Origin of the sequence: Actinophytocola sp., from assembly GCF_045807065.1 — a bacterium.
GTDB lineage: Bacteria > Actinomycetota > Actinomycetes > Mycobacteriales > Pseudonocardiaceae > Actinophytocola.
Genome location: NZ_JBJMIE010000123.1, coordinates 1 through 23,943, shown reverse-complemented (window position 1 = coordinate 23,943; position 23,943 = coordinate 1). Strand labels below are relative to the sequence as shown.

Genomic DNA, 23,943 nt, shown 5'->3' with positions numbered 1-23,943 from the left:
TGGGCCAGGGTAGTCCCAGTATGTTGGGGCCATGCCCGAGACGCACCTGCGCCGCCGCGCGGCACTGCGGTCCCGCCTCCGGGAACGCGAACTCGACGCCCTGCTCGTGGTCGACCTGCTCAACGTCCGCTACCTGACCGGCTTCACCGGCTCGAACGCCGCGCTGCTGGTCCACGCAGAGGACGACGACCACACGGTCTTCTGCACCGACGGCCGCTACCTCACGCAGTCGGCCCGGCAGGTGCCCGACCTCGAGCGGCTGGTCGACCGGCCGTGCGACGCCGCGCTCGCCGCCCTCGCCGGCACCAGGGGCTACCGCCGCACGGGGTTCGAGAGCCACCGGGTGACCGTCGACCAGCTGGACACCCTCACCGAGCAGGCGGGAGAGGTCGAGCTGGTCCGCGCGGCCGGGCTGGTCGAGGAGCTGCGGGTGGTCAAGGACGAGGCCGAGATCGAGGCGCTGCGGATGGCGTGCTCGGCCGCCGACCGTGCCCTCGCCGACCTCCTCGAACACGGCGGCCTGCGCCCCGGCCGCACCGAGCGCGAGGTGGCCCGCGAGCTGGAGACCCGGATGCTCGACCACGGCGCCGCCGGCCCGTCGTTCGAGACGATCGTGGCCGCCGGCGCCAACTCCGCGATCCCGCACCACCGGCCGACCGACGTCGAGCTGGCCGGCGGCGACCTGGTGAAGCTGGACTTCGGCGCGCTGGTCGACGGCTACCACTCGGACATGACCCGCACGCTCGTCCTCGGCAGGCCGGCGGACTGGCAACGCGAGCTGTACGACCTGGTCGCGGCCGCGCAGGCGGCGGGCCGGGCGGCACTGCGGCCGGGCGTCGAGGTGGCGGCCGTGGACGCGGCCGCGCGCGGCGTCGTCGAGGCGGCGGGCCGCGGGACCGAGTTCCTGCACGGACTCGGCCACGGCGTCGGGTTGGAGATCCACGAGGCACCATCCCTGGCCAAGACGGGTGAAGGTAGACTCCTTCCCGGCATGGCAGTCACCGTGGAACCGGGCGTGTACCAGTCCGGCAGGGGCGGGGTCCGCATCGAGGACACGCTCGTCGTGCGGGACGGCGATCCCGAGCTTCTCACGCTGACCACCAAACAGCTCGTCGTCGTGTAGACGAACCGACCAGGAGAGAGAACGACCCCGTGGCATCCACGAACGACCTGAAGAACGGCTTGGTGCTCAACCTCGAGGGCCAGCTCTGGACCGTCGTCGAGTTCCAGCACGTGAAGCCCGGCAAGGGCCCGGCGTTCGTGCGGACCAAGCTCAAGCACGTGATGACCGGCAAGGTCGTCGACAAGACCTTCAACGCCGGCATCAAGGTCGACACCGCGACCGTCGACCGCCGCGACATGACCTACCTGTACCAGGACGGCGGGCAGTTCGTCTTCATGGACGGCGAGACCTACGAGCAGGAGCACATCGACGCCGCGGTCATCGGTGACTCCGCCAAGTTCCTGCTGGAGAACAGCACCGTGACCGTCGCGACGCACGAGGGCAGCCCGCTGTTCATCGAGCTCCCGACCTCCGTGGAGCTGGTCATCAAGCAGACCGACCCGGGCCTGCAGGGCGACCGTTCCACCGGCGGCACCAAGCCGGCCACGCTGGAGACCGGCGCCGAGATCCAGGTGCCGCTGTTCCTGTCCACCGGCGACAAGGTCAAGGTGGACACCCGCGACGGTCGCTACCTCAGCCGCGTCAACTCGTAGTGGGCGCGCGGAGCAAAGCTCGCAAGCGCGCGGTCGATGTCCTGTACGCGGCGGCCCTGCGCGACGCCGACCCGGTGACCCTGCTCCTCGAACGGAACGAGGTCGCCGAGCACCCCACCCCGAACGACTACGCCACCACGCTGGTCGAGGGCGTGGTGGCGCACCGGGAGCGGATCGACGAGCTGCTCACCGAGCACACCGAGGGCTGGACGCTCGACCGCATGCCGTTCGTGGACGTCGCGATCCTGCGCCTCGGCGTCTACGAGCTGCTGTGGGCCTCGGACGTCCCCGACCCGGTGGCGATCGACGAGGCCGTGCAGCTCGCCAGCACCCTGTCCACGGACGACTCACCCCGCTTCGTGAACGGCGTCCTGGGCCGGTTGGCGACCATCGCGGACCAGCTGCGCGCCACCCTCTAGGTGCGCCGCGGCGGGAAAGCGCCAGAGATTGTCGGTGGCCGGCCTAGCCTCGGGCACGTGATCTTCATTTCGGGCGGCGCCGAACGATGTGCGCCATACGGTGGCGAGCATGACTGACCGACGATCTCTGCTCGCCGCCGCCGTCACCGTGCTCCTGTGGGCGTCGGCCTTCGTCGCGATTCGCAGTGCCGGGGCGTACTACTCGCCGGGTGCGCTGGCGTTGGGGCGGTTGCTCGCCGGCTCGGTCGTGCTGGTGCTGCTGCTGGTCGTGCGGCGGGAGGGGTGGCCGCCGCAGGGCGCGTGGCCCGGGATCGTCGTCTCGGGTGTGCTGTGGTTCGGCGCCTACATGGTGCTGTTGAACTGGGGTGAGCAGGAGGTCGACGCGGGCACGGCCGCGATGGTGGTGAACGTCGGGCCGGTGCTGATCGCCCTGTTGAGCGGTTGGCTGCTGCGGGAAGGCTTCAAGCCGCGCGTGCTGGCGGGGATCGCGGTGTCGTTCGTGGGTGCGGTCGTGGTCGGGCTGTCCATGTCCGGCGAGGGCCACGCCTCCGTGCTCGGCGTACTGATGTGCGTCGTGGCGGCGATCGGCTACGCCATCGGCGTGGTCGCGCAGAAAACCGCGCTGCGCCACGGCAACGCCCTACCGGTCACGACGTTCGGGTGCCTCGTCGGCACCGTGGCCTGCCTGCCGTTCGCGGGGCGGCTGGTGTCGGAGGCGAGCGCGGCACCCCTGTCCGCGACGCTGAACGTGCTCTACCTCGGCGTGTTCCCCACGGGCGTGGCCTTCACGACGTGGGCCTACGCCCTGGCCCGCACGTCCGCGTCCCAGATGGGCGCGACGACGTATGCCGTGCCAGCGCTCGTGATCGCCATGTCGTGGCTGCTGCTCAGCGAGGTCCCCGGCTGGCTCACCTTCGTCGGCGGCGCGCTCTGCCTGGCGGGTGTCGCGGTCTCGCGGACCGGCAGGCGTACACCGCTTCCAGCCGTGCCCCGATCGGGTAAGCCGCACATGACCCGAGTGGAGTAGCACCTCGCGGTGCTTGCCGGCGCGCTCGCGGCCATTCGGGTACGCAGTGCGACGATCATGGCGGCCCGAGGGCCCCGAGAACGAGGCCGGTCGCGGTCCCGAGTGGGGACCGCGACCGGGGAAAGCCAGTCGATGTGCGGGTTGTTGTCCTCGCGCGTCGGCCCGGCCGATCTCCCAGCCGAGCACAGCTCGAAAGCCCGGCCGACCTCCGCGGGGAACGGTCCTCACCTCGGCGAGGACCGGCCCGTCGGCCTGTCTCGAACCGTGCACGCCCCTCGGCCGTGCGGCGGTGCGTCAAAAGCCCGTAACGAGCAGGCTCAGTCCTCCTTGGACGGACGTGCCTCCGGCGGAAGCACACCCCAGTCGATCAGCTGCTCGGTGAGCTCACCAGGGGTCATGTCGTAGATGATCGCCAGCGATCGCAGGTCCTCGGTCCGGATGGACAGGACCTTGCCGTTGTAGTCGCCGCGCTGGCTCTGGATGGTGGCGGCGTAGCGGGCCAGCGGACCCACCTTCTCCGCCGGCAGCTGCTGCAGCCGCTCCAGGTTGATGACGATCTTCGTCGCCGGCTCCGCCCCCGAGGGGACCCGGCCTTCCGGCAGTAGCTCGACCACCGGAACTCCGTAGAAGTCAGCCAGCTCGGCCAGCTTCTGCACGGTCACCGCCCGGTCGCCGCGCTCGTAAGAGCCGACGACGACCGCCTTCCAGCGACCGCCCGACTTCTGCTCGACGCCGTGCAGGGACAGACCCTGCTGTTGGCGGATGCCACGGAGCTTGCTCCCTAGCGCCTTGGCGTAGTCGCCCATATGGCGATTCTCCATTTCGTTCGCCCGCCGGCCGGCCTAAGCCGTGGCTGCCGCGGGAAGCCGCATATCGACACGCAGAGTAATGGTTACCCACAGTTGTCACCAGGTCAAGCTGATCTGTGTACGACCTCCGTGGAAACGCGGGATTGCCACCCGGTTGGTGGATCCACGGGGCCTGATACGGTGCTACAGCACCCGACGTGGGTGCCTGAGCAAGACGTCCTTTAACGACCCGTCCCGTGAGGCGGGGAAGGAGGTCAACCGTGGCGCCGCCCCCTCGCGGCGCGACGGAACCGGCCGAGCGGCGCGAGCTGCTTTCGGCCGGCGACGTCGCGCGCACCGTCGCCCGTATGGCGCATCAGGTGATCGAGCGCACCGCTCTCGGTGCCGCCGACGCCCATCCCGTCGTTCTCCTCGGCATCCCCACCCGGGGCGCGCCGCTCGCGACCCGGCTGGCCGACCGCATCGCCGACTTCTCCGGCATCACTGTGGCAACCGGTGTGCTGGATGTCACACTCTATCGGGACGATCTTCGGCGCAAACCGACCAGGCCGCTCGGCGCGACCGCGCTGCCGACGACCGGCGTCGACGACCACCTGGTCATCCTGGTCGACGACGTCCTCTACTCGGGCCGCACCATCCGCGCCGCCCTCGACGCCCTGCGCGACGTCGGCCGTCCGCGTGCGGTCCAGCTCGCCGTGCTGGTCGACCGGGGACACCGGGAGCTGCCGATCCGGGCGGACTACGTCGGCAAGAACGTGCCCACGTCCCGCAGCGAGGAGGTCCACGTCCTGCTCACCGAGACCGACGACCGTGACGCGGTGGTACTGGACAGGAGGGACCTCTCGTGAGGCACCTCCTTGGCACCGAGGGGATGGACGCCGACACGGCGACCGCCGTCCTCGACACCGCCGCCCAGCTCAAACAGACCCTCCTCGGCCGGGAGGTGCGCAAGCTGCCGACCCTGCGCGGCCGCACGGTCATCACGATGTTCTACGAGAACTCCACCCGCACCCGCGTCTCCTTCGAGATCGCCGGGAAGTGGATGAGCACCGACGTCGTCAACGTGTCCTCGAGCGGGTCGAGCGTGAGCAAGGGCGAGTCCCTCCGCGACACGGCCAACACCCTCGCCGCGGCCGGCGCCGACTGCGTGATCATCCGGCACCCCGCCTCCGGCGCCGCCCACCGGCTCGCCCACTGGCTCGCCGACACCCACACCTCGGTCGTCAACGCCGGCGACGGCATGCACGAGCACCCCACCCAGGCCCTCCTCGACGCCGCCACCCTGCGGGAACGCCTGGGCGAACTGACCGGCAGGAGGGTCGGCATCGTCGGGGACGTCCTGCACAGCCGGGTCGCCCGCTCGAACGTCCACCTGCTCACCACGCTCGGCGCGCAGGTCGTCCTCGTCGCCCCGCCCACACTCCTGCCGGCGCACGTGGACCGCTGGCCGGTCACCTTCTCCCACACCCTCGACGCCGAGCTGCCGACGCTCGACGCCGTGATGATGCTGCGGGTCCAGGCCGAGCGCATGCACGGCGGGCTCGGAGGCAATTTTCTGCCGTCCGCCCGCGAGTACTCCATCGCGTACGGGATGAACCAGACGCGCCTCGACCTGCTGCCGGAGCACGCGGTCGTCCTGCACCCCGGGCCGATGCTGCGTGGCATGGAGATCTCCGCGGCCGTCGCGGACTCGCCCCGTGCGGCCATCACCCAGCAGGTGTCCAACGGCGTGCACGTCCGCATGGCCGTCCTCTACCACCTGCTCGCCCACGAAGAGGAGGTCGCGTGAAGCCCCTGCTGCTCAAGGGCGTCCGGCCCTACGGCGAGGACCCCCGGGACCTCCTCGTCCGCGACGGCCTCATCGCCGAGGGCACCGCAGCCGACGATGCCGAGGTCATCGAGGCCGACGGTCTCATCGCGCTACCCGGCTTCGTCGACCTGCACACCCACCTCCGCGAGCCCGGCCGCGAGGACACCGAGACCATCGCCACCGGTTCGCGGGCGGCCGCGCTCGGCGGCTACACGGCAGTGTTCGCCATGGCCAACACCGACCCGGTCGCCGACAACGCGGTGATCGTGGAGCACGTCGCACGCCGCGGCCGCGAGATCGGGCTGGTCGACGTGCACCCGGTGGGCGCGGTCACCGTCGGCCTGGCCGGCGAGCAGCTGGCCGAGCTGGGCACCATGGCCAACGTGGGCGTCCGGATGTTCTCCGACGACGGCCACTGCGTCGCCGACCCGCTCCTCATGCGCCGGGCACTGGAGTACTCCACCGCCCTCGACGTGGTCATCGCTCAGCACGCCGAGGAGCCGCGCCTCACCCAGGGCGCCCAGGCCCACGAGGGCGAGCACGCCGCCCGCCTCGGGCTCGCCGGCTGGCCGGCCGCCGCCGAGGAGGCGATCATCGCCCGCGACTGCCTCCTGGCCCGGCAGACGGGCGCCCGCCTGCACGTCTGCCACGTCTCGACGGCCGGCGGCGCCGAACTGCTCCGGTGGGCCAAGGCGCAGGGCATCGCGGTCTCGGCCGAGGTCACCCCGCACCACCTGCTGCTGGACGACGAGCGCCTGGCCACCTACGACCCGGTCAACAAGGTCAACCCGCCGCTGCGCACGACCGCGGACGCCAAGGTCCTCCGCGAGGCGCTGGCCGAGGGCGTCCTCGACTGCGTCGCCACCGACCACGCCCCGCACGCCCCGCAGGACAAGGACTGCGAGTGGTCTGCCGCACGTCCGGGCATGCTCGGGCTGCAGACCGCGTTGTCGGTGGTCGTACGCACAATGGTCGAGCCGGGCCTGCTGGACTGGCGCGGCGTGGCGCGGGTCATGAGCGAACGACCGGCGGAGATCGCCGGCCTCGCCGACCAGGGCCGCCCGCTCGACCCCGGCGAACCGGCCACGCTGACCCTGGTCGACCCCACGGCGACGTGGACGGTCAGGGGCGCGGAGCTGGCCAGCATCGCCGCCAACACTCCGTACGAGGGCATGACGCTGCCCGGCCGGGTGGTCACGACGGTCCTCCGCGGCCGGGTGACCGCCCACGATGGAAAGGTGCCCCAGTGAACACGGCTGCTTTGGTGCTGGAGGACGGCAAGGTCTTCCGGGGCGAGGCGTTCGGCGCGACCGGCCAGACGCTCGGCGAGGTCGTCTTCTGCACCGGCATGACCGGCTACCAGGAGACCCTGACCGACCCGTCCTACCACCGCCAGATCGTCGTCGCGACCGCCCCGCAGATCGGCAACACCGGCTGGAACGACGAGGACGACGAGTCCACCCGCATCTGGGTCGCCGGCTACGTCGTCCGCGACCCGGCCAGGACCCCGTCGAACTGGCGGTCCCGCCGCCCGCTCGACGAGGCGCTCACCGAGCAGGGGGTCGTCGGCATCGCGGGCGTCGACACCCGCACCCTCACCCGCCACATCCGGGAGCGCGGTGCCATGCGCGGGGGTGTTTTCTCCGGTGACACGCTCACCAGCGTCGACGAGATGCGGCAGAGGGTCCTGGAAAGCCCCCAGATGGTCGGTGCCGACCTTGCGGGGGAGGTGACGGTCGCGGAGACGTATGTGGTCCGACCAGCCGCTGAAACGCGGTTCCGGGTCGCCGCGCTGGACGTCGGCATCAAGACCAACACCCCGCGGATGATGTCCCAGCGCGGCATCGAGACCCACGTCCTGCCCGCGCACGCCACGATCGACGACGTCCTGGCGGTCGAACCCGACGGCTTCTTCCTCGCCAACGGCCCCGGTGACCCGGCCACGACCGACGGCCCGGTCGCGCTCACCAAGGAGGTGCTGGACCGCGAGATCCCGACGTTCGGGATCTGCTTCGGCCACCAGATCCTCGGCCGCGCGCTCGGGCTGGGCACCTACAAGCTGCGTTACGGCCACCGCGGTATCAACATCCCGGTGATCGACGTCGCCACCGGCCGGGTGGCGATCACCGCCCAGAACCACGGTTTCGCGATCGAGGGGGAGCCGGGCCAGCGGTTCGACACCCCCTACGGCGGCGCCGTGATCAGCCACTACTGCCCCAACGACGGCTGCGTGGAGGGCGTCCGCGCCCAGGACGTGCCGGCATTCTCGGTGCAGTACCACCCGGAGGCGGCGGCCGGTCCCCACGACGCCGCCCCGCTGTTCGACGAGTTCGTGAACCTGATGGAGGCCCGGCGTGCCCAAGCGTGACGACATCGAGCACGTCCTGGTGATCGGCTCCGGGCCGATCGTGATCGGGCAGGCGTGTGAGTTCGACTATTCGGGTACGCAGGCGTGTCGGGTGTTGCGTGCGGAGGGTTTGCGGGTCAGCCTGGTGAACTCGAACCCGGCGACGATCATGACCGATCCGGAGTTCGCCGACGCGACCTACATCGAGCCGATCACGCCCGATTTCGTGGAGAAGGTGATCGCGAAGGAGCGGCCGGACGCGTTGCTGGCCACGCTCGGTGGGCAGACCGCGCTCAACACCGCGGTCGCCCTGCACGAGCGGGGGGTGCTGGAGAAGTACGGCGTCGAGTTGATTGGCGCGGACATCGAGGCGATCCAGCGTGGCGAGGATCGGCAGCGGTTCAAGGACATCTGTGCTCAGGTCGGCGCTGAGACGCCGCGGAGTGCGGTGTGTCACTCGATGGACGAGGTGCGCAAGACCGTCGACGACCTCGGCCTGCCGGTGGTGATCCGGCCGTCGTTCACCATGGGTGGTTTGGGTTCGGGTCTGGCCTACACCGTCGAGGATCTGGAGCGTATGGCCGCCGCCGGGTTGGCGGAGTCTCCGGTCCACGAGGTCCTCATCGAGGAGAGCGTGCTGGGCTGGAAGGAGTACGAGCTCGAGCTGATGCGCGACCGCAGCGACAACGTCGTGGTCATCTGCTCGATCGAGAACATCGACCCGATGGGCGTGCACACCGGCGACTCGGTGACGGTCGCGCCGGCGATGACGTTGACCGACCGCGAGTACCAGCACATGCGTGATGTCGGTATCGACGTGTTGCGCGCGGTGGGGGTGGACACCGGTGGCTGCAACATCCAGTTCGCCGTCCACCCGCAGACCGGGCGGCTGGTCGTGATCGAGATGAACCCGCGCGTGTCCCGGTCGAGTGCGTTGGCATCGAAGGCGACGGGGTTCCCGATCGCCAAGATCGCGGCGAAACTGGCCATCGGCTACACCCTCGACGAGATCCGCAACGACATCACCGGCGAAACCCCCGCCAGCTTCGAACCCACCCTCGACTACGTCGTCGTCAAGGTGCCGCGGTTCGCGTTCGAGAAGTTCCCGGGCGCCGACCCGACCCTGACCACCACGATGAAGTCCGTCGGCGAGGCCATGGCGCTCGGCCGCAACTTCGTCGAGGCACTGGGCAAGGCGCTGCGGTCCATGGAGACCAAGGCCGCCGGCTTCTGGACCTCGCCCGACCCGGACACCCTGACCGTGGACGGGATCCTCGAGGCACTGCGGGTCCCGCACGACGGCCGCCTGTACACGGTGGAGCGCGCGCTGCGGCTGGGCGCGAGCGTCGAGGAGGTCCACGAGGCGTCCGGGATCGACCCGTGGTTCGTCGACCAGATCGCCTCGCTCGTCGAGCTGCGGACCGAGGTCACCGCCGCGCCCGTGCTGGACGAGCACCTGCTGCGCCGCGCCAAGCGGGCCGGGTTCTCCGACCGGCAGATCGCCGCGCTGCGGCCCGAACTGGCGGGGGAGGACGGCGTCCGCTGGCTGCGCCACCGCCTCGGCATTCGCCCGGTGTTCAAGACGGTCGACACCTGCGCCGCGGAGTTCGAGGCCCGTACGCCGTACCACTACTCGGCCTACGAGCTGGACCCCGCCGCCGAGTCCGAGGTCGCCGACCAACGCGAGAAGCCCAAGGTGCTCATCCTGGGCTCCGGACCCAACCGGATCGGCCAGGGCATCGAGTTCGACTACTCCTGCGTGCACGCCGCCATGGCCCTGCGCGACGCCGGCTACGAGACCGTCATGGTCAACTGCAACCCGGAGACCGTCTCCACCGACTACGACACCTCCGACCGCCTCTACTTCGAACCCCTCACCTTCGAAGACGTGCTCGAAGTCGTACACGCCGAGCAGCAGTCCGGCACCGTCGAGGGCGTGATCGTGCAGCTCGGCGGCCAGACCCCGCTCGGGCTGGCGCAGCGGCTCGCCGACGCGGGCGTCCCGGTCGTCGGCACCCCACCCCACGCCATCCACCTCGCCGAGGACCGTGGCGCCTTCGGCGAGGTCCTCACCACCGCCGGACTGCCGGCCCCGAAGTGGGGCACCGCCACCTCGTTCCGGGCGGCCAAGCGGATCGCCGACGACATCGGCTACCCGGTCCTCGTCCGCCCCTCCTACGTACTCGGCGGCCGCGGCATGGAAATCGTGTACGACGAGGCGTCGCTCGCCGGCTACATCCAGCGCGCCACGGAGGTCACGCCCGAGCACCCGGTGCTCGTCGACCGCTTCCTCGACGACGCCATCGAAATCGACGTGGACGCGCTGTGCGACGGCGACGAGGTCTTCCTCGGCGGGGTCATGGAGCACATCGAGGAGGCCGGCATCCACTCCGGCGACTCCTCCTGCGCGCTGCCGCCGATCACGCTGGGCCGCACGGACCTGCAGAACATCCGCCGCTCCACCGAGCTGATCGCGCACGGCATCGGCGTGCGCGGCCTGCTGAACGTCCAGTACGCGCTCAAGGACGACGTGCTGTACGTGCTGGAGGCCAACCCGCGCGCGTCGCGGACCGTGCCGTTCGTGTCCAAGGCCACCGCGACGCCGCTCGCGAAGGCCGCCGCCCGCATCATGCTCGGCGCGACCATCGCCGAACTGCGCGAGGAGGGCCTGCTGCCGGCCAACGCCGACGGGGCGGAGCTGCCGCCGACCTCGCCCGTGTCGGTGAAGGAGGCCGTGCTGCCGTTCCACCGGTTCCGCACGCCCGAGGGCCACGGCGTCGACTCGCTGCTCGGCCCGGAGATGAAGTCGACCGGCGAGGTGATGGGCGTCGACGCGTCCTTCGGCAAGGCGTTCGCCAAGTCCCAGACCGCGTCCTACGGCTCGCTGCCCACGAGCGGCCGGGTGTTCGTGTCGGTGGCCAACCGGGACAAGCGGGCGATGGTGTTCCCGGTGAAGCGGCTCGCCGACCTCGGGTTCGAGATCCTGGCCACCGCCGGCACCGCGGAGGTGCTGCGCCGCAACGGGATCCCGTGCGTCGAGGTGCGCAAGCACTTCGAGCCGGCCACCGACGGCGAGCAGAACATCGTCGACATCATCAAGGACGGCGGCGTCGACATGGTGATCAACACCCCGTACGGCAACCCCGGACCGCGGGTGGACGGCTACGAGATCAGGACCGCGGCCGTGTCCCGGGACATCCCGTGCGTGACCACGATCCAGGGCGCGGCGGCGGCGGTGCACGGCATCGAGGCGTTGATCCAGCAGGACATCGGGGTGGAGTCGCTGCAGGCACTGCAGGCGGCGCTGCGGAGCCAGCGGTGAGGGCGCCGTTCGGCGCGCGGATCACCACGGCCGTGTCCCTGCGCGGCCCGCTGTGCGTGGGGATCGACCCGCACCCGTCGCTGCTGGAGCAGTGGGGTCTGCCCGTGGACGCCACCGGGCTGGAGGCGTTCGCCATGACCTGCGTCGAGGCGTTCGGCGGCGAGGTCGCGGTGGTCAAGCCCCAGTCCGCGTTCTTCGAGGCACACGGTTCGGCCGGGGTCGCCGTGCTGGAGCGGCTGATCGCGGCGTGCCGGGAGTCCGGCGCGCTGGTGCTGCTCGACGTGAAGCGCGGCGACATCGGCTCGACCATGTCCGCCTACGCCCAGGCGTACCTGGGGGAGGGCTCGCCACTCGCGGCGGACGCCATCACCGTGTCGCCCTACCTCGGGTTCGGCTCGCTCGACCCGGCGCTCGACCTCGCCGAGAAGTACGGCCGAGGCGTGTTCGTGCTCGCGCTGACCTCCAACAAGGAGGGCCCGCAGGTCCAGCGCGCGCAGGACGCGAACGGCGTGAGCGTCGCCCAGGCGGTCGTCGACGAGGCCGCCACCCGCAACGCCGGCGCGAGCCCACTCGGACCGGTCGGCCTGGTCATCGGCGCGACGGTCGGGCGGACCGGGCTGGACCTGTCCGCGCTGAACGGCACGATCCTCGCGCCCGGGTTCGGCGCCCAGGGCGCGGGCCTGGCCGAGCTGCGGACCGTCTTCGGCCCGAGCCTCAAGCACGTGCTGCCGACGTCCTCCCGCGACATCCTGCGCCACGGCCCGGACGTGACCACCTTGCGGGACGCGGCCCTGCGGGTCCGGGACTCGCTGGGCGCCCACGCGATCTGATCGCAACCCGGAACCAAATCCATGTGACACCACTCCAACCCATGTCCCAGAATTGGTGCGGGGGGTGGGCACGATGCGTCGTGGCTGGATGCTCGGTGGGGTTCTCGCGGTCGTCGTCGCTGTGGCGGTGACGCTCGTCGTCGTCACGCCGTCCGAACGGGTCGCCGGTGAGCCCGTCGCCGCCGACCCGGCCGGCGCCGCCAGCGCCGCCCTCGACCAGCTCGCCGGCATGGCGAACGTCCAACTGTCCGGCTGGGTGAGCACGGAGACGGCCCAGCGCCTGCGGGTCGACATCGTCGCGACCGACAACGGCGTCCAGGCCGTGGTCGAGGACGAGGCGGGCGGTGCCGCCGAGATCGTCGCCGGCTCGGGCAAGAACAGGGACCAGGCCGCGATCAAGGCCAACTCCGCCTGGTGGCTCAACACCGTCCCGGCCTACCAGCAGGACTACACCGACAGGTGGGTCAAGGCCGACGACACCATGGGCTTCCCGGTCAGCGCGCTGGGCGGCCTGTCGGGCACCGAGATCCGCGGGCTCGTCACGGCCAGGAGCGCGGACTGGACCGCGACGCCCGTGGTGTTCCACGACGGCCGGCCCGCGATGGAGCTGACCCGGGGCGACACCGGCTGGCGCGTGTTCGTCACCCCGACCGAGCCGCCGCGGCTGCTCGGCATCGGCGGTCCGCTGCTCGCCAAGGCCGACCGCCTCGTCCGCCAGGGGGACGCGCGGGTCTTCCCCGACGCCGAGTTCGGCACCAGCGAGCCGGGCACCGACTGCCGCGACCAGACCGACAGGACGGTCGACCAGACCACGCCCACCATCGCTGGCCTGCCCGCGCCGCGGGTCAGCGACCCCGACGACCGACCCGAGCTGCAGGGCCAGGTCAGCGCGCCACCCGGCGTCTGCATGACGCCCGTCTGCCCGTTCACCGTGCTGGTCATGAACATCGGCAGGCAGGCCGGGGTCGGCACGGTGATGATCACCTCCAGCAGCGGGCCGCCGATGACCGCACCGCTGGACCTGCCGCCCGGCGGGCAGTTCACCACCGTCTACGAGGCGCCGAACCCGGCGCCGCCGTCGGAGGGCGGCAGGGTCACCGTCACGATCTCCGTCCAGGCGTTCGCGCAGGTCACCTCGCTGGCCGGCCCGGACGTCGACGCGGGCAAGCGCCTGCACGACCGCGGCGTCGACCCGGACGACCCCGTCCCGGCCAAGCCGTCGGCCACCGGCCCCGGCATCACGGGGATCATGGACGGCCTCACCTCCGGCGCGCCGGTCGTCGGGCTGCGCCGGCAGGAAGGTGTCATCGCCGAAGCGCGGTTGCTGCTCGGGGACGCGCTCGACGCCGGCCTCACGGCACTGCTCGACCAGCTCGTCCACGCGCCGGCACTGCGGGACGGCGCCGACCCGGCCCACACGCCGCTGATCGACCTGTTCAAGGCCGCCGCCAAGGGCAGGCCTGCCGAGCAGGAGCTGGCGCTGCGGACCCTCAAGGTGCTGGTCTCCCTCACCCAGGGCAACCCGGCGCCGGGGTCGGTGTACGTCCAGGACAACGGCGTGATCGTCGACGACGCCACGAAGCACGCGTACGTGATCGGCCAGCTCAAGGGCGGCCTCGACGCCCAGCAGAGCGTGGACGGGCTCTACGACGAGATCCAGCGGGCGCGCGGCCTGCTCGACGCGAAGGACGTCGTGCCGGACGGCTACGCGAAGGTCGTCGAGGTCGACGTCCGCGGCACCCAGGCCGGCTCGCTGGGGGTCAGGACCCGGGCCGGGATCCGGGACGTGCTGCGGGACGGGCGGCCGAAGGGCAGGTCGTTCCGCGACGTGCTCCTCGACGACGGCGAGCCGGCCGTCGACACCCTGCGGATCGTCAGCCCGACCAGCGGCCTGCCCAACCGGGGCGCGCGGGATGGCGCGCTCGTCTTCGACCAGTCCGACCTGGTCGCACTCGGCCAGAAGAAGGACACCGGTCTGCCCGCCACCCCGCCGGCGACGCTCCAGCCGCGCTTCACCCCGTACACGAGTCAGCACACGTGGGAGGGCGACAGCCCGGACGAGCACGACGAGACCGGCGGCGGCCACGGCTACGGCGTCGGCGCACCGGAGAAGACCGAGTACCCGCAGACCTGGACCCAGCCGGTCGCCGAGCAGCGCGCGATCGAGGTCGTCCAGCGGGCGATCGCCAACAAGCGGCAGGGCAGCTCGAACGACGGCGACGGCACCTCCGCGAACGGGACGACGATCGGCCCCCCGATCGACAACAAGAACCAGATGGACGTCGAGGTCGGCTCCTGGGTCGTGCACGGCACCTCGAACGGCGTCGAGCTGGAGATCACCGTCCTGCAGGACGGCACCATCGCCTCCGCCTACCCCACCGGCCGCGTCGTCGACGGCAACGGCGTGCTCCAGCCGTACGAGTCGATCAAGAACCCGGCCGACCCCAACCTGCCGTTCGAGAACCCGAAGCTGCCGCCGGGCGCGCCCAGAGCCGAGCTGGAGAACCCGAACACGGGCAAGACCAAGGGCTACTCGATCAGCCAGACGCAGCGGTCCCAGTACCGGCGAGTCGGCGCGGACGGCGAACCCGAGTGGGTGTACCGGGGCACGGCGCAGCCGGGTGGCGGCACCAACCCCAAGGTGGATGTCGAGGTCACCAGGACCCAGGATGGCAAGCACAAGAAGACGACCAGGAGCACGCCGCCGAAGCAGACCGACCCGCCGCCCGCGGTGTGCGGCGGCGCGTGATGAGGTGACGAGTTGACGACGTCCGGACCAGCGGTGACGTTGCTGCGCCGGCTTGCCGGCCGGGTGCCCGACGAGTACCTACAGGTGTTCCGTGGCTACCTCGCAGCCGCCGAATGGAAAATGCTCGTGACCTCTCTTTCCGGATATCTCGTGGACAGGCGGATCGCGCTCGCCACGGAAGAACGGCGCCTGCTCGATGAGGTGGCCGGTCCGGAAGTGAGCGCGAAACTACCAGAAGCCGACCCGGACCAACCCGCATACCGGTTTATTTCACACGGCCCGGATCCCGGTTCCGTGAAGGACTGGCTGATTTCCGTCGCGCCGAAGGTGCCGGGGGTGCGGCGGGTGCTCGCGGCCTACCGGGAGCCGGCCAACGCGGCCGCCATACCCCTCGCGACCTGGGTGTACCTGGTCGAGACGGACCCCGGCGCCGACGTCGCCCGGCTGCAGGGTGATTTGCGGCCCGGCGATCCCCGTCGGGGTGTCGTCGAGGTTTTCGCAGCCGGAGAGCCTCTGCCGCCGTACCATGTCGAAGCGCTTCGCGCAGCACGTGAAGTGTGGGTCCGAGACACCTGAACGCAGGGTGTTACCGCAGGTCCTGGGGTGTTTGCTACTGAGAGTTGATCTAGGCTCTTTCGCGTATCACCCACAGCACTAAGGTGGACCCGCGTTGTCACGACCTGCCGGACCTCGGTAACGTCGCGACACCGATCCGCAGAAAACCCCACCCCCCGGAGGAAATCGTGGCCCTTCCCCAGCTGACCGAGGAGCAGCGGGCCGCAGCGCTGGAGAAGGCGGCTGCCGCCCGACGCGCCCGAGCTGAGCTCAAGGAGCGCCTCAAGCGAGGTGGCACCACCCTCAAGGACGTGCTCGCCCAGGCTGACAAGGACGAGGTCCTGGGCAAGATGAAGGTGACCGCACTGCTCGAGGCCCTGCCAGGTGTCGGCAAGGTGCGTGCCCAACAGATCATCGAGCGTCTTGAGATCGCCCCGAGCCGCCGTCTTCGCGGCCTTGGCGACCGCCAGCGCAAGGCGTTGCTTGCCGAGTTCAGCGGCGAGTGACGAGCGACGCGAATCGGAGGGGCCGGCTGGTCGTTCTAGCCGGCCCCTCCGGCGTAGGGAAGAGCAGCGTCGTCCACGAGCTGCGCAGGCTCTACCCGGACCTGTGGTTCAGCGTGTCGGCGACGACCCGCGAGCAGCGGCCGGGGGAGCAGGACGGGGTCGACTACCGGTTCGTCACGGCGGACGAGTTCGACCGCATGATCAAGGACGACGAGCTGCTGGAATGGGCGGAGATCCACCGGGGCATCCACCGGTCCGGCACGCCACGCACGCCGATCGAGGAACGCCTCGCCGCGGGACTACCCGCGCTGGTGGAGGTGGACCTGCAGGGCGCGCGCAACCTGCGCGCGGCGATGCCGGAGGCGTTTCTCGTCTTCCTGTCGCCGCCGAGCTGGGAGGCGTTGGTCGAGCGGCTGGTCGGCCGCGGCACCGAGGCGCCCGAGGTCGTGGCACGGCGTCTGCGGACGGCGCGGGAGGAATTGGCCGCGCAGTCGGAGTTCGACGCGGTCGTCGTGAACACCGACCTGACGAGCGCCGCTCAGGACTTGCTAAAGTTGATACTTGACAAACCTGTATCCAACACTCCGGAGACACACGAGTGATCACCCCCACCGAGTTGGGCGCACTGGGCGACCCCTCGAGCCAGCAGCTCGAGGGCATCACCAACCCCCCGATCGACGACCTGCTCGACAAGGTCAGCTCCAAGTACGCCCTGGTGATCTACGCCGCCAAGCGTGCCCGGCAGATCAACGACTACTACGCACAGCTCGGTGAAGGCCTGCTCGAGTACGTCGGCCCCCTCGTCGAGCCCGGTCCCCGCGAGAAGCCCCTGTCCATCGCCCTGCGCGAGATCCACGCCGGACTGCTCGAGCACACCGAGGGCGAGTGAGCGAGGCCCGGCGAGGAACCAGCCCTGGGCGTTCGCGCGCAGGAGGGAAGACGTCGGGAACAGGCTCGCGAACGCCGAGCGGAGCGAGGCCGTGACACTGAGCGAGGGCCCGCGCGTCGTTCTGGGTGTGGGCGGCGGCATCGCCGCCTACAAGGCGTGCGAGGTCCTTCGACAACTGACCGAGTCAGGGCACTCGGTCCAGGTCGTGCCGACCAGGTCGGCGCTGAACTTCGTCGGCGCCGCCACCTTCGAGGCACTGTCCGGCCGCCCGGTGTACACCGAGGTGTTCGAGAACGTGCCAGCGGTGCCACACGTTCGCATCGGCCAGGAGGCCGACTTGGTGCTGGTCGTCCCCGCGACCGCTGACCTGCTGGCCAAGGCCGCGCACGGGCTCGCGGACGACCTGCTCACCAACACGCTGCTGACCGCGCGCTGCCCGGTCATGCTGGCGCCCGCCATGCACACCGAGATGTGGGAGCACCCGGCCACGGTCGAGAACGTGGCGACGCTGCGCTCACGCGGGGTCGTGGTGACCGAGCCGGCGAGTGGCCGGCTGACCGGCAAGGACACCGGCAAGGGTCGCCTGGCCGACCCCACCGAGATCGTGGACCTGGCCCGGCTGCTGCTGGCGCGTCCCGACGCGCTGCCCCGGGACCTGGAGGGGCGGCACGTCGTCGTCTCCGCGGGCGGCACGCGTGAGCCGCTCGATCCGGTCCGCTACCTGGGCAACCGCTCGTCGGGCAAGCAGGGCTATGCTCTCGCGCGCACCGCGGCGCAACGGGGCGCCCGGGTCACGCTGGTCGCGGCGGCCACCGTCGCGTTGCCGGAGCCCGCCGGGGTGGATCTGGTCCGCGTCGGCACGGCCCTGGAGCTGCGGGAGGCGGTGCACGCGGTGTCGCAGGAGGCGGACGTGGTGGTCATGGCGGCCGCCGTGGCCGACTTCCGGCCGCTGACACGGGCCGAGTACAAGATCAAGAAGACCGATCGGGATCCGGAGCCGGTCGGTCTGACGCGCAATCCGGACATTCTCGCGGAGCTGGTGGCCGGGCGGGTGGCCGGCCAGGTGATCGTGGGATTCGCGGCCGAGACGGGGGACGGTGCCGCCGACGTGCTGGAACACGGCCGTGCGAAACTGAAGCGCAAGGGGTGTGACCTGCTCGTCGTGAACGCGGTCGGGGAGGGCCGGGCCTTCGAGACCGAGGACAACGCCGGCTGGCTGCTGTCCTCCGACGGATCCGAACGGCCCATCGCACTGGGTTCGAAAGCACACATGGCGTCCGAAATATGGGATGCCGTGGTTTCGATGACTCAGAAGTGAGCGTCCCTCGATAGGTAGTACATAGTCTTCAGGCATCAACCCAGGGAAAGAGTGGTGGAGTACGTCGTGAGTAAGTCCGCTAGCCGGCTGTTCACCAGCGAATCGGTGACCGAGGGGCACCCCGACAAGATCTGTGACGCGATCAGCGACTCGATCCTCGACGCCCTGCTGCGCAAGGACCCGCGTTCGCGCGTCGCGGTGGAGACCCTGGTCACCACCGGCCAGGTGCACGTCGCGGGCGAGGTCACGACCGAGGCGTACGCGGACATCCCGTCCCTGGTGCGCGAGACGATCCTCGGGATCGGTTACGACTCGTCGGCCAAGGGCTTCGACGGCAACTCCTGCGGGGTCAACGTCGCGCTGGGTTCGCAGTCGCCGGACATCGCCCAAGGTGTGGACACGGCGTACGAGAAGCGCGTGGAGAGCGACGAGGACGAGATCGCCAAGCAGGGCGCGGGCGACCAGGGTCTGATGTTCGGCTACGCCTGCACCGACACCCCAGAGCTGATGCCGCTGCCGATCGCGCTGGCCCACCGGCTGGCGAAGCGGCTGTCGGCCGTGCGCAAGGACGGCTCGGTGCCCTACCTCCGGCCCGACGGCAAGACCCAGGTCACCATCGAGTACGCGGGTGACCAGCCGGTCCGGCTGGACACCGTGGTCGTGTCCTCGCAGCACGCCGACGGCGTGGACCTGGAGCGCCTGCTCGGGGTGGACGTGCGGGAGCAGGTCGTGCTGCCGGAGCTGGCCGAGCTGGAGCTGGAGACGGAGAACGTGCGGCTGCTGGTCAACCCGACCGGCCGCTTCGTCATCGGCGGCCCGATGGGTGACGCCGGTCTGACCGGCCGCAAGATCATCGTCGACACCTACGGCGGCATGGCCCGCCACGGTGGTGGCGCCTTCTCCGGCAAGGACCCGTCGAAGGTGGACCGCTCGGCCGCCTACGCGATGCGGTGGGTCGCCAAGAACGCGGTCGCCGCCGGTCTCGCCACGCGCCTGGAGGTCCAGGTGGCGTACGCGATCGGCAAGGCCGCCCCGGTGGGCCTGTTCGTGGAGACCTTCGGCACCGAGACCGTGGACCCGACGAAGATCCAGCAGGCCATCGGCGAGGTCTTCGACCTGCGCCCGGCCGCGATCATCCGCGACCTCGACCTGCTCCGCCCGATCTACAGGCAGACAGCCGCCTACGGCCACTTCGGCCGCCCGGAGCTGGACCTGCCGTGGGAGCGCACCGACCGTGCCGACGCACTCAGGTCGCTCGCGGGCGCCTGATCCCTTCCACTGGCTGTGGTACGCGGTAGCCGGTTCACTGCCTGCCGCGTACCACGAGTGGGTGTTGTACGACCTGACGTGCCGGACATGGGTGTTCCGGCACCTGTCTCGCGCACTCGTGCAGTTCTCCTTCTGGTGGCTGGCGTTGTTGGTGCCCGGGCCGTGGTCCCTGCGGTTCTCCATGGTGGCGCTGGGGTACCTGCTCAGCCTGTACTTCTCGATCTCCTTCATGGAGGACGCGTGTGAGCGGCGCGTCCTGAAGGCCGGCTACCCGGCGGGCCTGAACCGCAAGATCCGCGAGGAGACCCCCGTCTCCGAACGCGCCGCCACGGCCGCCCTCTACGCGTCGTACTACCCACCGCGGCAGTCCTGACTTCAGGCACCGGCCTCGTCCTGGCTGTGGTCGTGTTCGTCCTCGGGTGCCCTCCCGCGCGGACGCCCACCCGATGACCTGCCCCGATCGGGTGTTCTGGTAGACCAGCGTCCATGACCGGCGTGCGCAAAGGGGAGTTGCGGCCGGCGGCCACACTCCCGGTCGCCCGCGTGTACGTCGACGTCCCGCTGGCCCACCTCGACCGGCCCTTCGACTACCTCGTGCCGGACTCGCTCGACGAGGCCGCCGTGCCGGGGTGCCGGCTGCGGCTGCGGTTCGCCGGCAAGCAGGTCGACGGGTTCCTCCTCGAACGGGTCGCCGAGTCCGAGTTCGGCGGGCGGATGGAGTTCATCGGCAAGGTCGTCTCCGCCGAGCCGGTGCTCACGCCGGATCTCGCCGCGCTCGCCCGGGCGGTCGCCGACCGGTATGCCGGCATGGTGATCGACGTCCTGCGGCTGGCGATCCCGCCCCGGCACGCGAAGGTCGAGGCCGAGCCGCCGGGCGAGCCGCCCGACAGGCCCGCGCGGCCGGACACCACCGCCTGGGCCCGCTACCCCCGCGGCCCCGCCTTCGTCGAGGCGCTCCGCAACCGGCGGCAGGCACACGCCGTCTGGCAGGCGCTGCCCGGCGAGGACTGGCCGGCGCGCCTCGCCGAGCTGGCCGCCACCGCCGCCGCCAGCGACCGGGGGGCCGTGCTCGTCGTGCCCGACTACCGCGACGTCGCCCGGCTCCACCAGGCGTGCGTGGCGCGAGCGGGCGAGGAGAACGTCGTCGCCCTGTCCGCGGACGCCGGCCCGGCCAAGCGGTACCGGGCGTGGCTCGCGGTCAAGCGGGGCACGGTCAGGATCGTCGTCGGCACCCGGGCCAGCGTGTTCGCGCCCGTCCAGCGGCCCGGGCTGTTCGTCGTGTGGGACGACGGCGACGACCTGCACGCCGACCCGCACGCGCCCTACCCGCACGTCCGCGACGTGCTGATCCAGCGCGCCCACACCAGCGGCGCGTCGCTGCTCGTCGCCGGGTTCGCGCGGACCGCCGAGGCCCAGCTGCTGGTCGAGACCGGGTGGGCGCCCGAGATCATCGCCGCCCGGGACGAGGTCAGGAAGGCGTCGCCGCGCATCACGTCGCTGGGGGAGACCGACCAGCAGCTTGCCCGCGACCCCGCCGCCCGCGCGGCCCGCATCCCGTCCGTGGCGTTCGAGGCGGCCAGGGAAGCCCTCGGGAAGGGCCGGCCGGTGCTGGTGCAGGTGCCGCGCGGCGGGTACGTGCCCGCGCTCGCCTGCCAGCAGTGCCGCGGCCCGGCCCGTTGCCGCCGCTGCGCGGGCCCGCTGGGGCTCCCGGCCGGCACCGAGGCACGCCCACCGACCTGCCGGTGGTGCGGCGTGCCCGACACCGCGTTCCGCTGCGGCACCTGCGGCTCACGGCGGCTGCGCGCCATCGTCGTCGGCGTCAAACGCACGGCCGAGGAGCTGGGCCGCGCGTTCGCCGGCGTGCCGGTGCTCGGTTCGGGCGGCGCGGAGGTGCTGAAGAACGTCGACGACCGGCCCGCGCTGGTCGTGGCCACGCCCGGCGCGGAGCCCGTCGGCGACTACGGCGCCGCGCTCCTGCTCGACGGGTGGGCGCTGCTGGGCCGCGCCGACCTGCGTGCCACCGAGGAGACACTGCGCCGCTGGATGGCCGCCGCCGCGATGGTCCGCGCGGACGGCCGGGTGGTGGTGCTCGCCGAGTCGGCGGTGCCGGCCGTGCAGGCGCTCGTGCGGTGGGACCCGGTGTGGCACGCCGGCCAGGAGTTGGCGGGCCGCACGGAACTCGGGTTCCCGCCCGCGGTGCGGATGGCGTCGGTGGACGGCCCGGCGAAGGCACTGGCGATGTTCCTGGACGAGCTGAAGCTCCCCGCGAGCGGCGAGATCCTCGGCCCGGTGCCCCTCGGCGAACCCGACCGCGACGGCAACACCGAGAAGGAACGCGCCCTGGTCCGCACCACCCGCGCCGACGGCCGCGCCCTCGCCGCCGCGCTGGCCACCGCCCAACACGCCCGCACCGCGCGGAAGGAGCCGGACCCGATCCGGGTCCGGCTCGATCCGCTGGAGCTGGTCTGACGGCCCTGCCCCCCGCGCCCACCGGCCGCACCGCCGCCCGGTCACAGGTCACCGCGACTCACCTACCCCACCCGGCGTCGCGTCTGGTGCGCCGACCGGGGTTGCGGGACCGGTCGAGCCGGCCGGGCGCGGTCGTGAACAGGTCGGCCGCGTTGTCGGTGCGGCACTCAGCGTTGCGTCGTCAGGGGACTGAATAGACTGGCGTCCGCCGCTCACGCGAGAACCGATCGGAGCAATGTGACCGTCCAGCCCATCCGCCTCTTCGGCGACCCCGTGCTGCGTACCCCCGCGGCGGAGGTGGTCGACTTCGACAAGGAGCTGGCGACGCTCGTCAAGGACCTCTGGGACACCATGGAGGACCAGGGCGGCGCCGGGCTCGCCGCGCCGCAGCTCGGTGTCGGGCTGCGGGTCTTCACCTACCACTGCGACGGGTTCGCCGGCCATCTCGTCAACCCGACCTGGACCTCCGTCGACGACGAGACCCAGTTCGGGGAGGAGGGCTGCCTGTCCATCCCGGGGCTGTACTGGGACTGCGTGCGCGCGAAGAACGTCGTGGCCAAGGGCTGGAACATGCACGGCGAGCCGGTGGAGGTCGAGGGCACCGACCTGCTGGCCCGCTGCCTCCAGCACGAGACCGACCACCTCGACGGCGTCATGTTCCTCGACCGGCTCGACGCCGAGACCCGCAAGGCGGCGATGAAGGCCATCCGCGAGTCCGACTGGTTCGACGGCGGCATGCCCACGATCAAGCAGAGTCCCCACTCACTGTTCGGCGGTGCCTGACTCGTGAGCGGAGCTTGCGGAGCGAACCATCGAACAGAGCACCAACAGCCAGTACGCCGCCGAACCCGCGTAGGGTGCCGGCGCCACGCAGCGGTGGAGGCGGTGACCTGATGCGGTTGGTATTTGCCGGCACGCCCGAGGTCGCCCTGCCGTCGCTGCGTGCCCTGCTGGCGAGCGACCGGCACGAGGTCGTCGCCGTGGTCACCCGGCCGGACGCGCCGGCCGGCCGCGGCCGGCATCTCGTGCGCTCGCCGGTCGGTGCCCTCGCCGACGAGCACGGCGTCGAGGTGCTCACGCCGGTCAAGGCGTCCGACCCGGCGTTCCTCGACCGGCTGCGGGAGCTCGAGCCCGACGCCTGCCCGGTCGTCGCGTACGGGGCGTTGCTGCGGCAGGCCGCGCTGGACATCCCGCCGCAGGGCTGGATCAACCTGCACTTCTCGATCCTGCCGGCCTGGCGTGGCGCCGCGCCGGTGCAGGCCGCGATCCGGCACGGCGACGAGATCACCGGCGCCAGCACGTTCCGCATCGTCAGGGAGCTGGACGCCGGCCCGGTGTTCGGCGTGCTGACCGAGCCCATCCGCGCCGACGACACGGCGGGCACCCTGCTCGACCGGCTCGCCGAGGCCGGCGCCGGACTGCTGGTGTCGACGCTGGACGGCATCGAGGACGGCACCCTGCGGGCCGTCGAGCAGCCGGGCGACGGCACGAGCTACGCGTCGAAGATCAGCACCGAGGACGCGCGGCTCGACTTCACCGCGCCCGCCATCGCCGTGGACCGGCTGGCCCGCGCGGTCACCCCCGATCCCGGCGCCTGGGCGGAGTTCCGCGGCGAGCGGATCAAGCTGGGCCCGGTCAAGCGCGTGGTGGCGGACGCGTTGCCGCCGGGGGAGCTGCGCGTGGAGCGCAAGCGGGTGCTCGTCGGCACCGCGACCGACCCGGTCGCGCTCGGCGAGGTCCAGGCACCGGGGAAGAAACGCATGGCGGCCACCGACTGGGCGCGAGGGGCGCGAGTAGAACCAGGAGAGCGGCTCAAGTGACCCAACCACGACGGCGCCCGGCGAGGTTCTCCCGGCCGCGCACGCCACACCCGCCCAAGCAGCGGTCCGGACCGGCGAGACCGCCGGT

General features: G+C 71.5%; 22 protein-coding genes. 21 read left to right on the top strand and 1 reads right to left on the bottom strand.

What is annotated here, in order from left to right:
- The first annotated feature begins 31 nt into the window (after positions 1-31).
- The 4 genes from ACJ73U_RS07155 (at position 32) to ACJ73U_RS07140 (ending at position 3,162) form a co-directional block, all read left to right on the top strand.
- A complete protein-coding gene (locus ACJ73U_RS07155; protein WP_407776732.1) occupies positions 32-1,123 on the top strand; it encodes a M24 family metallopeptidase in 1,092 nt (363 codons plus the stop codon).
- A gap of 29 nt (positions 1,124-1,152) precedes the next feature.
- The gene (efp, locus tag ACJ73U_RS07150) at positions 1,153-1,716 is read left to right on the top strand and encodes an elongation factor P (protein WP_407776731.1); all 564 of its coding nucleotides are present in this window, start codon (positions 1,153-1,155) and stop codon (positions 1,714-1,716) included.
- Entirely contained in the window at positions 1,716-2,135 is a 420-nt protein-coding gene (nusB, locus tag ACJ73U_RS07145; RefSeq protein WP_407776730.1) for a transcription antitermination factor NusB, read from the top strand. Before efp ends, nusB begins: the two co-directional genes overlap by 1 nt.
- A gap of 109 nt (positions 2,136-2,244) precedes the next feature.
- Positions 2,245-3,162, top strand: coding sequence for a DMT family transporter (locus ACJ73U_RS07140; protein WP_407776729.1), 918 nt, complete (start codon positions 2,245-2,247; stop codon positions 3,160-3,162).
- A 317-nt stretch (positions 3,163-3,479) separates the two neighbouring features.
- On the opposite strand, the gene ACJ73U_RS07135 is transcribed toward ACJ73U_RS07140, so the two are convergent.
- On the bottom strand, positions 3,480-3,968 hold the full coding sequence (locus ACJ73U_RS07135) for a transcriptional regulator (RefSeq protein WP_075123575.1): 489 nt from the start codon (positions 3,966-3,968) through the stop codon (positions 3,480-3,482).
- A gap of 263 nt (positions 3,969-4,231) precedes the next feature.
- Between ACJ73U_RS07135 and pyrR the strand changes: the two genes are divergently transcribed.
- The 17 genes from pyrR to fmt all read left to right on the top strand — a co-directional run bounded on the left by pyrR (position 4,232) and on the right by fmt (position 23,855).
- Entirely contained in the window at positions 4,232-4,819 is a 588-nt protein-coding gene (gene pyrR / locus ACJ73U_RS07130) for a bifunctional pyr operon transcriptional regulator/uracil phosphoribosyltransferase PyrR (protein ID WP_407776728.1), read from the top strand.
- Positions 4,816-5,760 carry an aspartate carbamoyltransferase catalytic subunit gene (locus tag ACJ73U_RS07125; RefSeq protein ID WP_407776727.1) on the top strand — a complete coding sequence of 315 codons (945 nt, stop codon included), beginning with the start codon at positions 4,816-4,818 and terminating at the stop codon, positions 5,758-5,760. Before pyrR ends, ACJ73U_RS07125 begins: the two co-directional genes overlap by 4 nt.
- Positions 5,757-7,031, top strand: a complete 1,275-nt coding sequence (locus ACJ73U_RS07120; RefSeq protein WP_407776726.1) for a dihydroorotase — start codon at positions 5,757-5,759, stop codon at positions 7,029-7,031. Before ACJ73U_RS07125 ends, ACJ73U_RS07120 begins: the two co-directional genes overlap by 4 nt.
- Positions 7,028-8,149 (top strand): glutamine-hydrolyzing carbamoyl-phosphate synthase small subunit, encoded by a 1,122-nt coding sequence (gene carA / locus ACJ73U_RS07115; protein WP_407776725.1) that lies wholly within the window; start codon positions 7,028-7,030, stop codon positions 8,147-8,149. The genes ACJ73U_RS07120 and carA overlap by 4 nt, the downstream gene beginning before the upstream one ends.
- Positions 8,136-11,450 (top strand): carbamoyl-phosphate synthase large subunit, encoded by a 3,315-nt coding sequence (carB, locus tag ACJ73U_RS07110; RefSeq protein ID WP_407776724.1) that lies wholly within the window; start codon positions 8,136-8,138, stop codon positions 11,448-11,450. Before carA ends, carB begins: the two co-directional genes overlap by 14 nt.
- Positions 11,447-12,280 (top strand): orotidine-5'-phosphate decarboxylase, encoded by an 834-nt coding sequence (gene pyrF, locus ACJ73U_RS07105; RefSeq protein WP_407776723.1) that lies wholly within the window; start codon positions 11,447-11,449, stop codon positions 12,278-12,280. Before carB ends, pyrF begins: the two co-directional genes overlap by 4 nt.
- A gap of 73 nt (positions 12,281-12,353) precedes the next feature.
- On the top strand, positions 12,354-15,029 hold the full coding sequence (locus tag ACJ73U_RS07100) for an EndoU domain-containing protein (protein WP_407776722.1): 2,676 nt from the start codon (positions 12,354-12,356) through the stop codon (positions 15,027-15,029).
- Positions 15,030-15,062: 33 nt separating this feature from the next.
- The gene (locus ACJ73U_RS07095; protein ID WP_407776721.1) at positions 15,063-15,605 is read left to right on the top strand and encodes a hypothetical protein; all 543 of its coding nucleotides are present in this window, start codon (positions 15,063-15,065) and stop codon (positions 15,603-15,605) included.
- Between the two features lie 167 nt (positions 15,606-15,772).
- Positions 15,773-16,090: an integration host factor, actinobacterial type gene (mihF, locus tag ACJ73U_RS07090; RefSeq protein WP_133905065.1), complete on the top strand. Its 318-nt coding sequence runs from the start codon at positions 15,773-15,775 to the stop codon at positions 16,088-16,090.
- On the top strand, positions 16,087-16,692 hold the full coding sequence (gene gmk, locus ACJ73U_RS07085) for a guanylate kinase (protein ID WP_407776720.1): 606 nt from the start codon (positions 16,087-16,089) through the stop codon (positions 16,690-16,692). Before mihF ends, gmk begins: the two co-directional genes overlap by 4 nt.
- On the top strand, positions 16,689-16,979 hold the full coding sequence (rpoZ, locus tag ACJ73U_RS07080; protein WP_184813077.1) for a DNA-directed RNA polymerase subunit omega: 291 nt from the start codon (positions 16,689-16,691) through the stop codon (positions 16,977-16,979). The genes gmk and rpoZ overlap by 4 nt, the downstream gene beginning before the upstream one ends.
- 97 nt (positions 16,980-17,076) lie before the next feature.
- Positions 17,077-18,297 carry a bifunctional phosphopantothenoylcysteine decarboxylase/phosphopantothenate--cysteine ligase CoaBC gene (gene coaBC / locus ACJ73U_RS07075; RefSeq protein ID WP_407776753.1) on the top strand — a complete coding sequence of 407 codons (1,221 nt, stop codon included), beginning with the start codon at positions 17,077-17,079 and terminating at the stop codon, positions 18,295-18,297.
- A gap of 66 nt (positions 18,298-18,363) precedes the next feature.
- Positions 18,364-19,566 carry a methionine adenosyltransferase gene (gene metK / locus ACJ73U_RS07070; protein ID WP_407776719.1) on the top strand — a complete coding sequence of 401 codons (1,203 nt, stop codon included), beginning with the start codon at positions 18,364-18,366 and terminating at the stop codon, positions 19,564-19,566.
- Positions 19,532-19,939, top strand: coding sequence for a DUF5313 family protein (locus ACJ73U_RS07065; RefSeq protein ID WP_407776718.1), 408 nt, complete (start codon positions 19,532-19,534; stop codon positions 19,937-19,939). The genes metK and ACJ73U_RS07065 overlap by 35 nt, the downstream gene beginning before the upstream one ends.
- A gap of 113 nt (positions 19,940-20,052) precedes the next feature.
- Entirely contained in the window at positions 20,053-22,035 is a 1,983-nt protein-coding gene (locus tag ACJ73U_RS07060) for a primosomal protein N' (RefSeq protein WP_407776717.1), read from the top strand.
- A gap of 237 nt (positions 22,036-22,272) precedes the next feature.
- Positions 22,273-22,818, top strand: a complete 546-nt coding sequence (gene def / locus ACJ73U_RS07055) for a peptide deformylase (RefSeq protein ID WP_407776716.1) — start codon at positions 22,273-22,275, stop codon at positions 22,816-22,818.
- Positions 22,819-22,928: 110 nt separating this feature from the next.
- Positions 22,929-23,855, top strand: coding sequence for a methionyl-tRNA formyltransferase (gene fmt / locus ACJ73U_RS07050; RefSeq protein ID WP_407776715.1), 927 nt, complete (start codon positions 22,929-22,931; stop codon positions 23,853-23,855).
- Positions 23,856-23,943: the final 88 nt, after the last annotated feature.

What these genes read in the sequence shown, in the direction of transcription:
- ACJ73U_RS07060 (WP_407776717.1), top strand. Translation starts at nt 20,053, where the DNA reads ATGACCGGCGTGCGCAAAGGGGAGTTGCGGCCGGCGGCCACACTCCCG.
- ACJ73U_RS07100 (WP_407776722.1), top strand. Translation starts at nt 12,354, where the DNA reads ATGCGTCGTGGCTGGATGCTCGGTGGGGTTCTCGCGGTCGTCGTCGCT.
- ACJ73U_RS07155 (WP_407776732.1), top strand. Translation starts at nt 32, where the DNA reads ATGCCCGAGACGCACCTGCGCCGCCGCGCGGCACTGCGGTCCCGCCTC.
- fmt (WP_407776715.1), top strand. Translation starts at nt 22,929, where the DNA reads ATGCGGTTGGTATTTGCCGGCACGCCCGAGGTCGCCCTGCCGTCGCTG.
- ACJ73U_RS07135 (WP_075123575.1), bottom strand. Translation starts at nt 3,968, where the DNA reads ATGGGCGACTACGCCAAGGCGCTAGGGAGCAAGCTCCGTGGCATCCGC.
- ACJ73U_RS07140 (WP_407776729.1), top strand. Translation starts at nt 2,245, where the DNA reads ATGACTGACCGACGATCTCTGCTCGCCGCCGCCGTCACCGTGCTCCTG.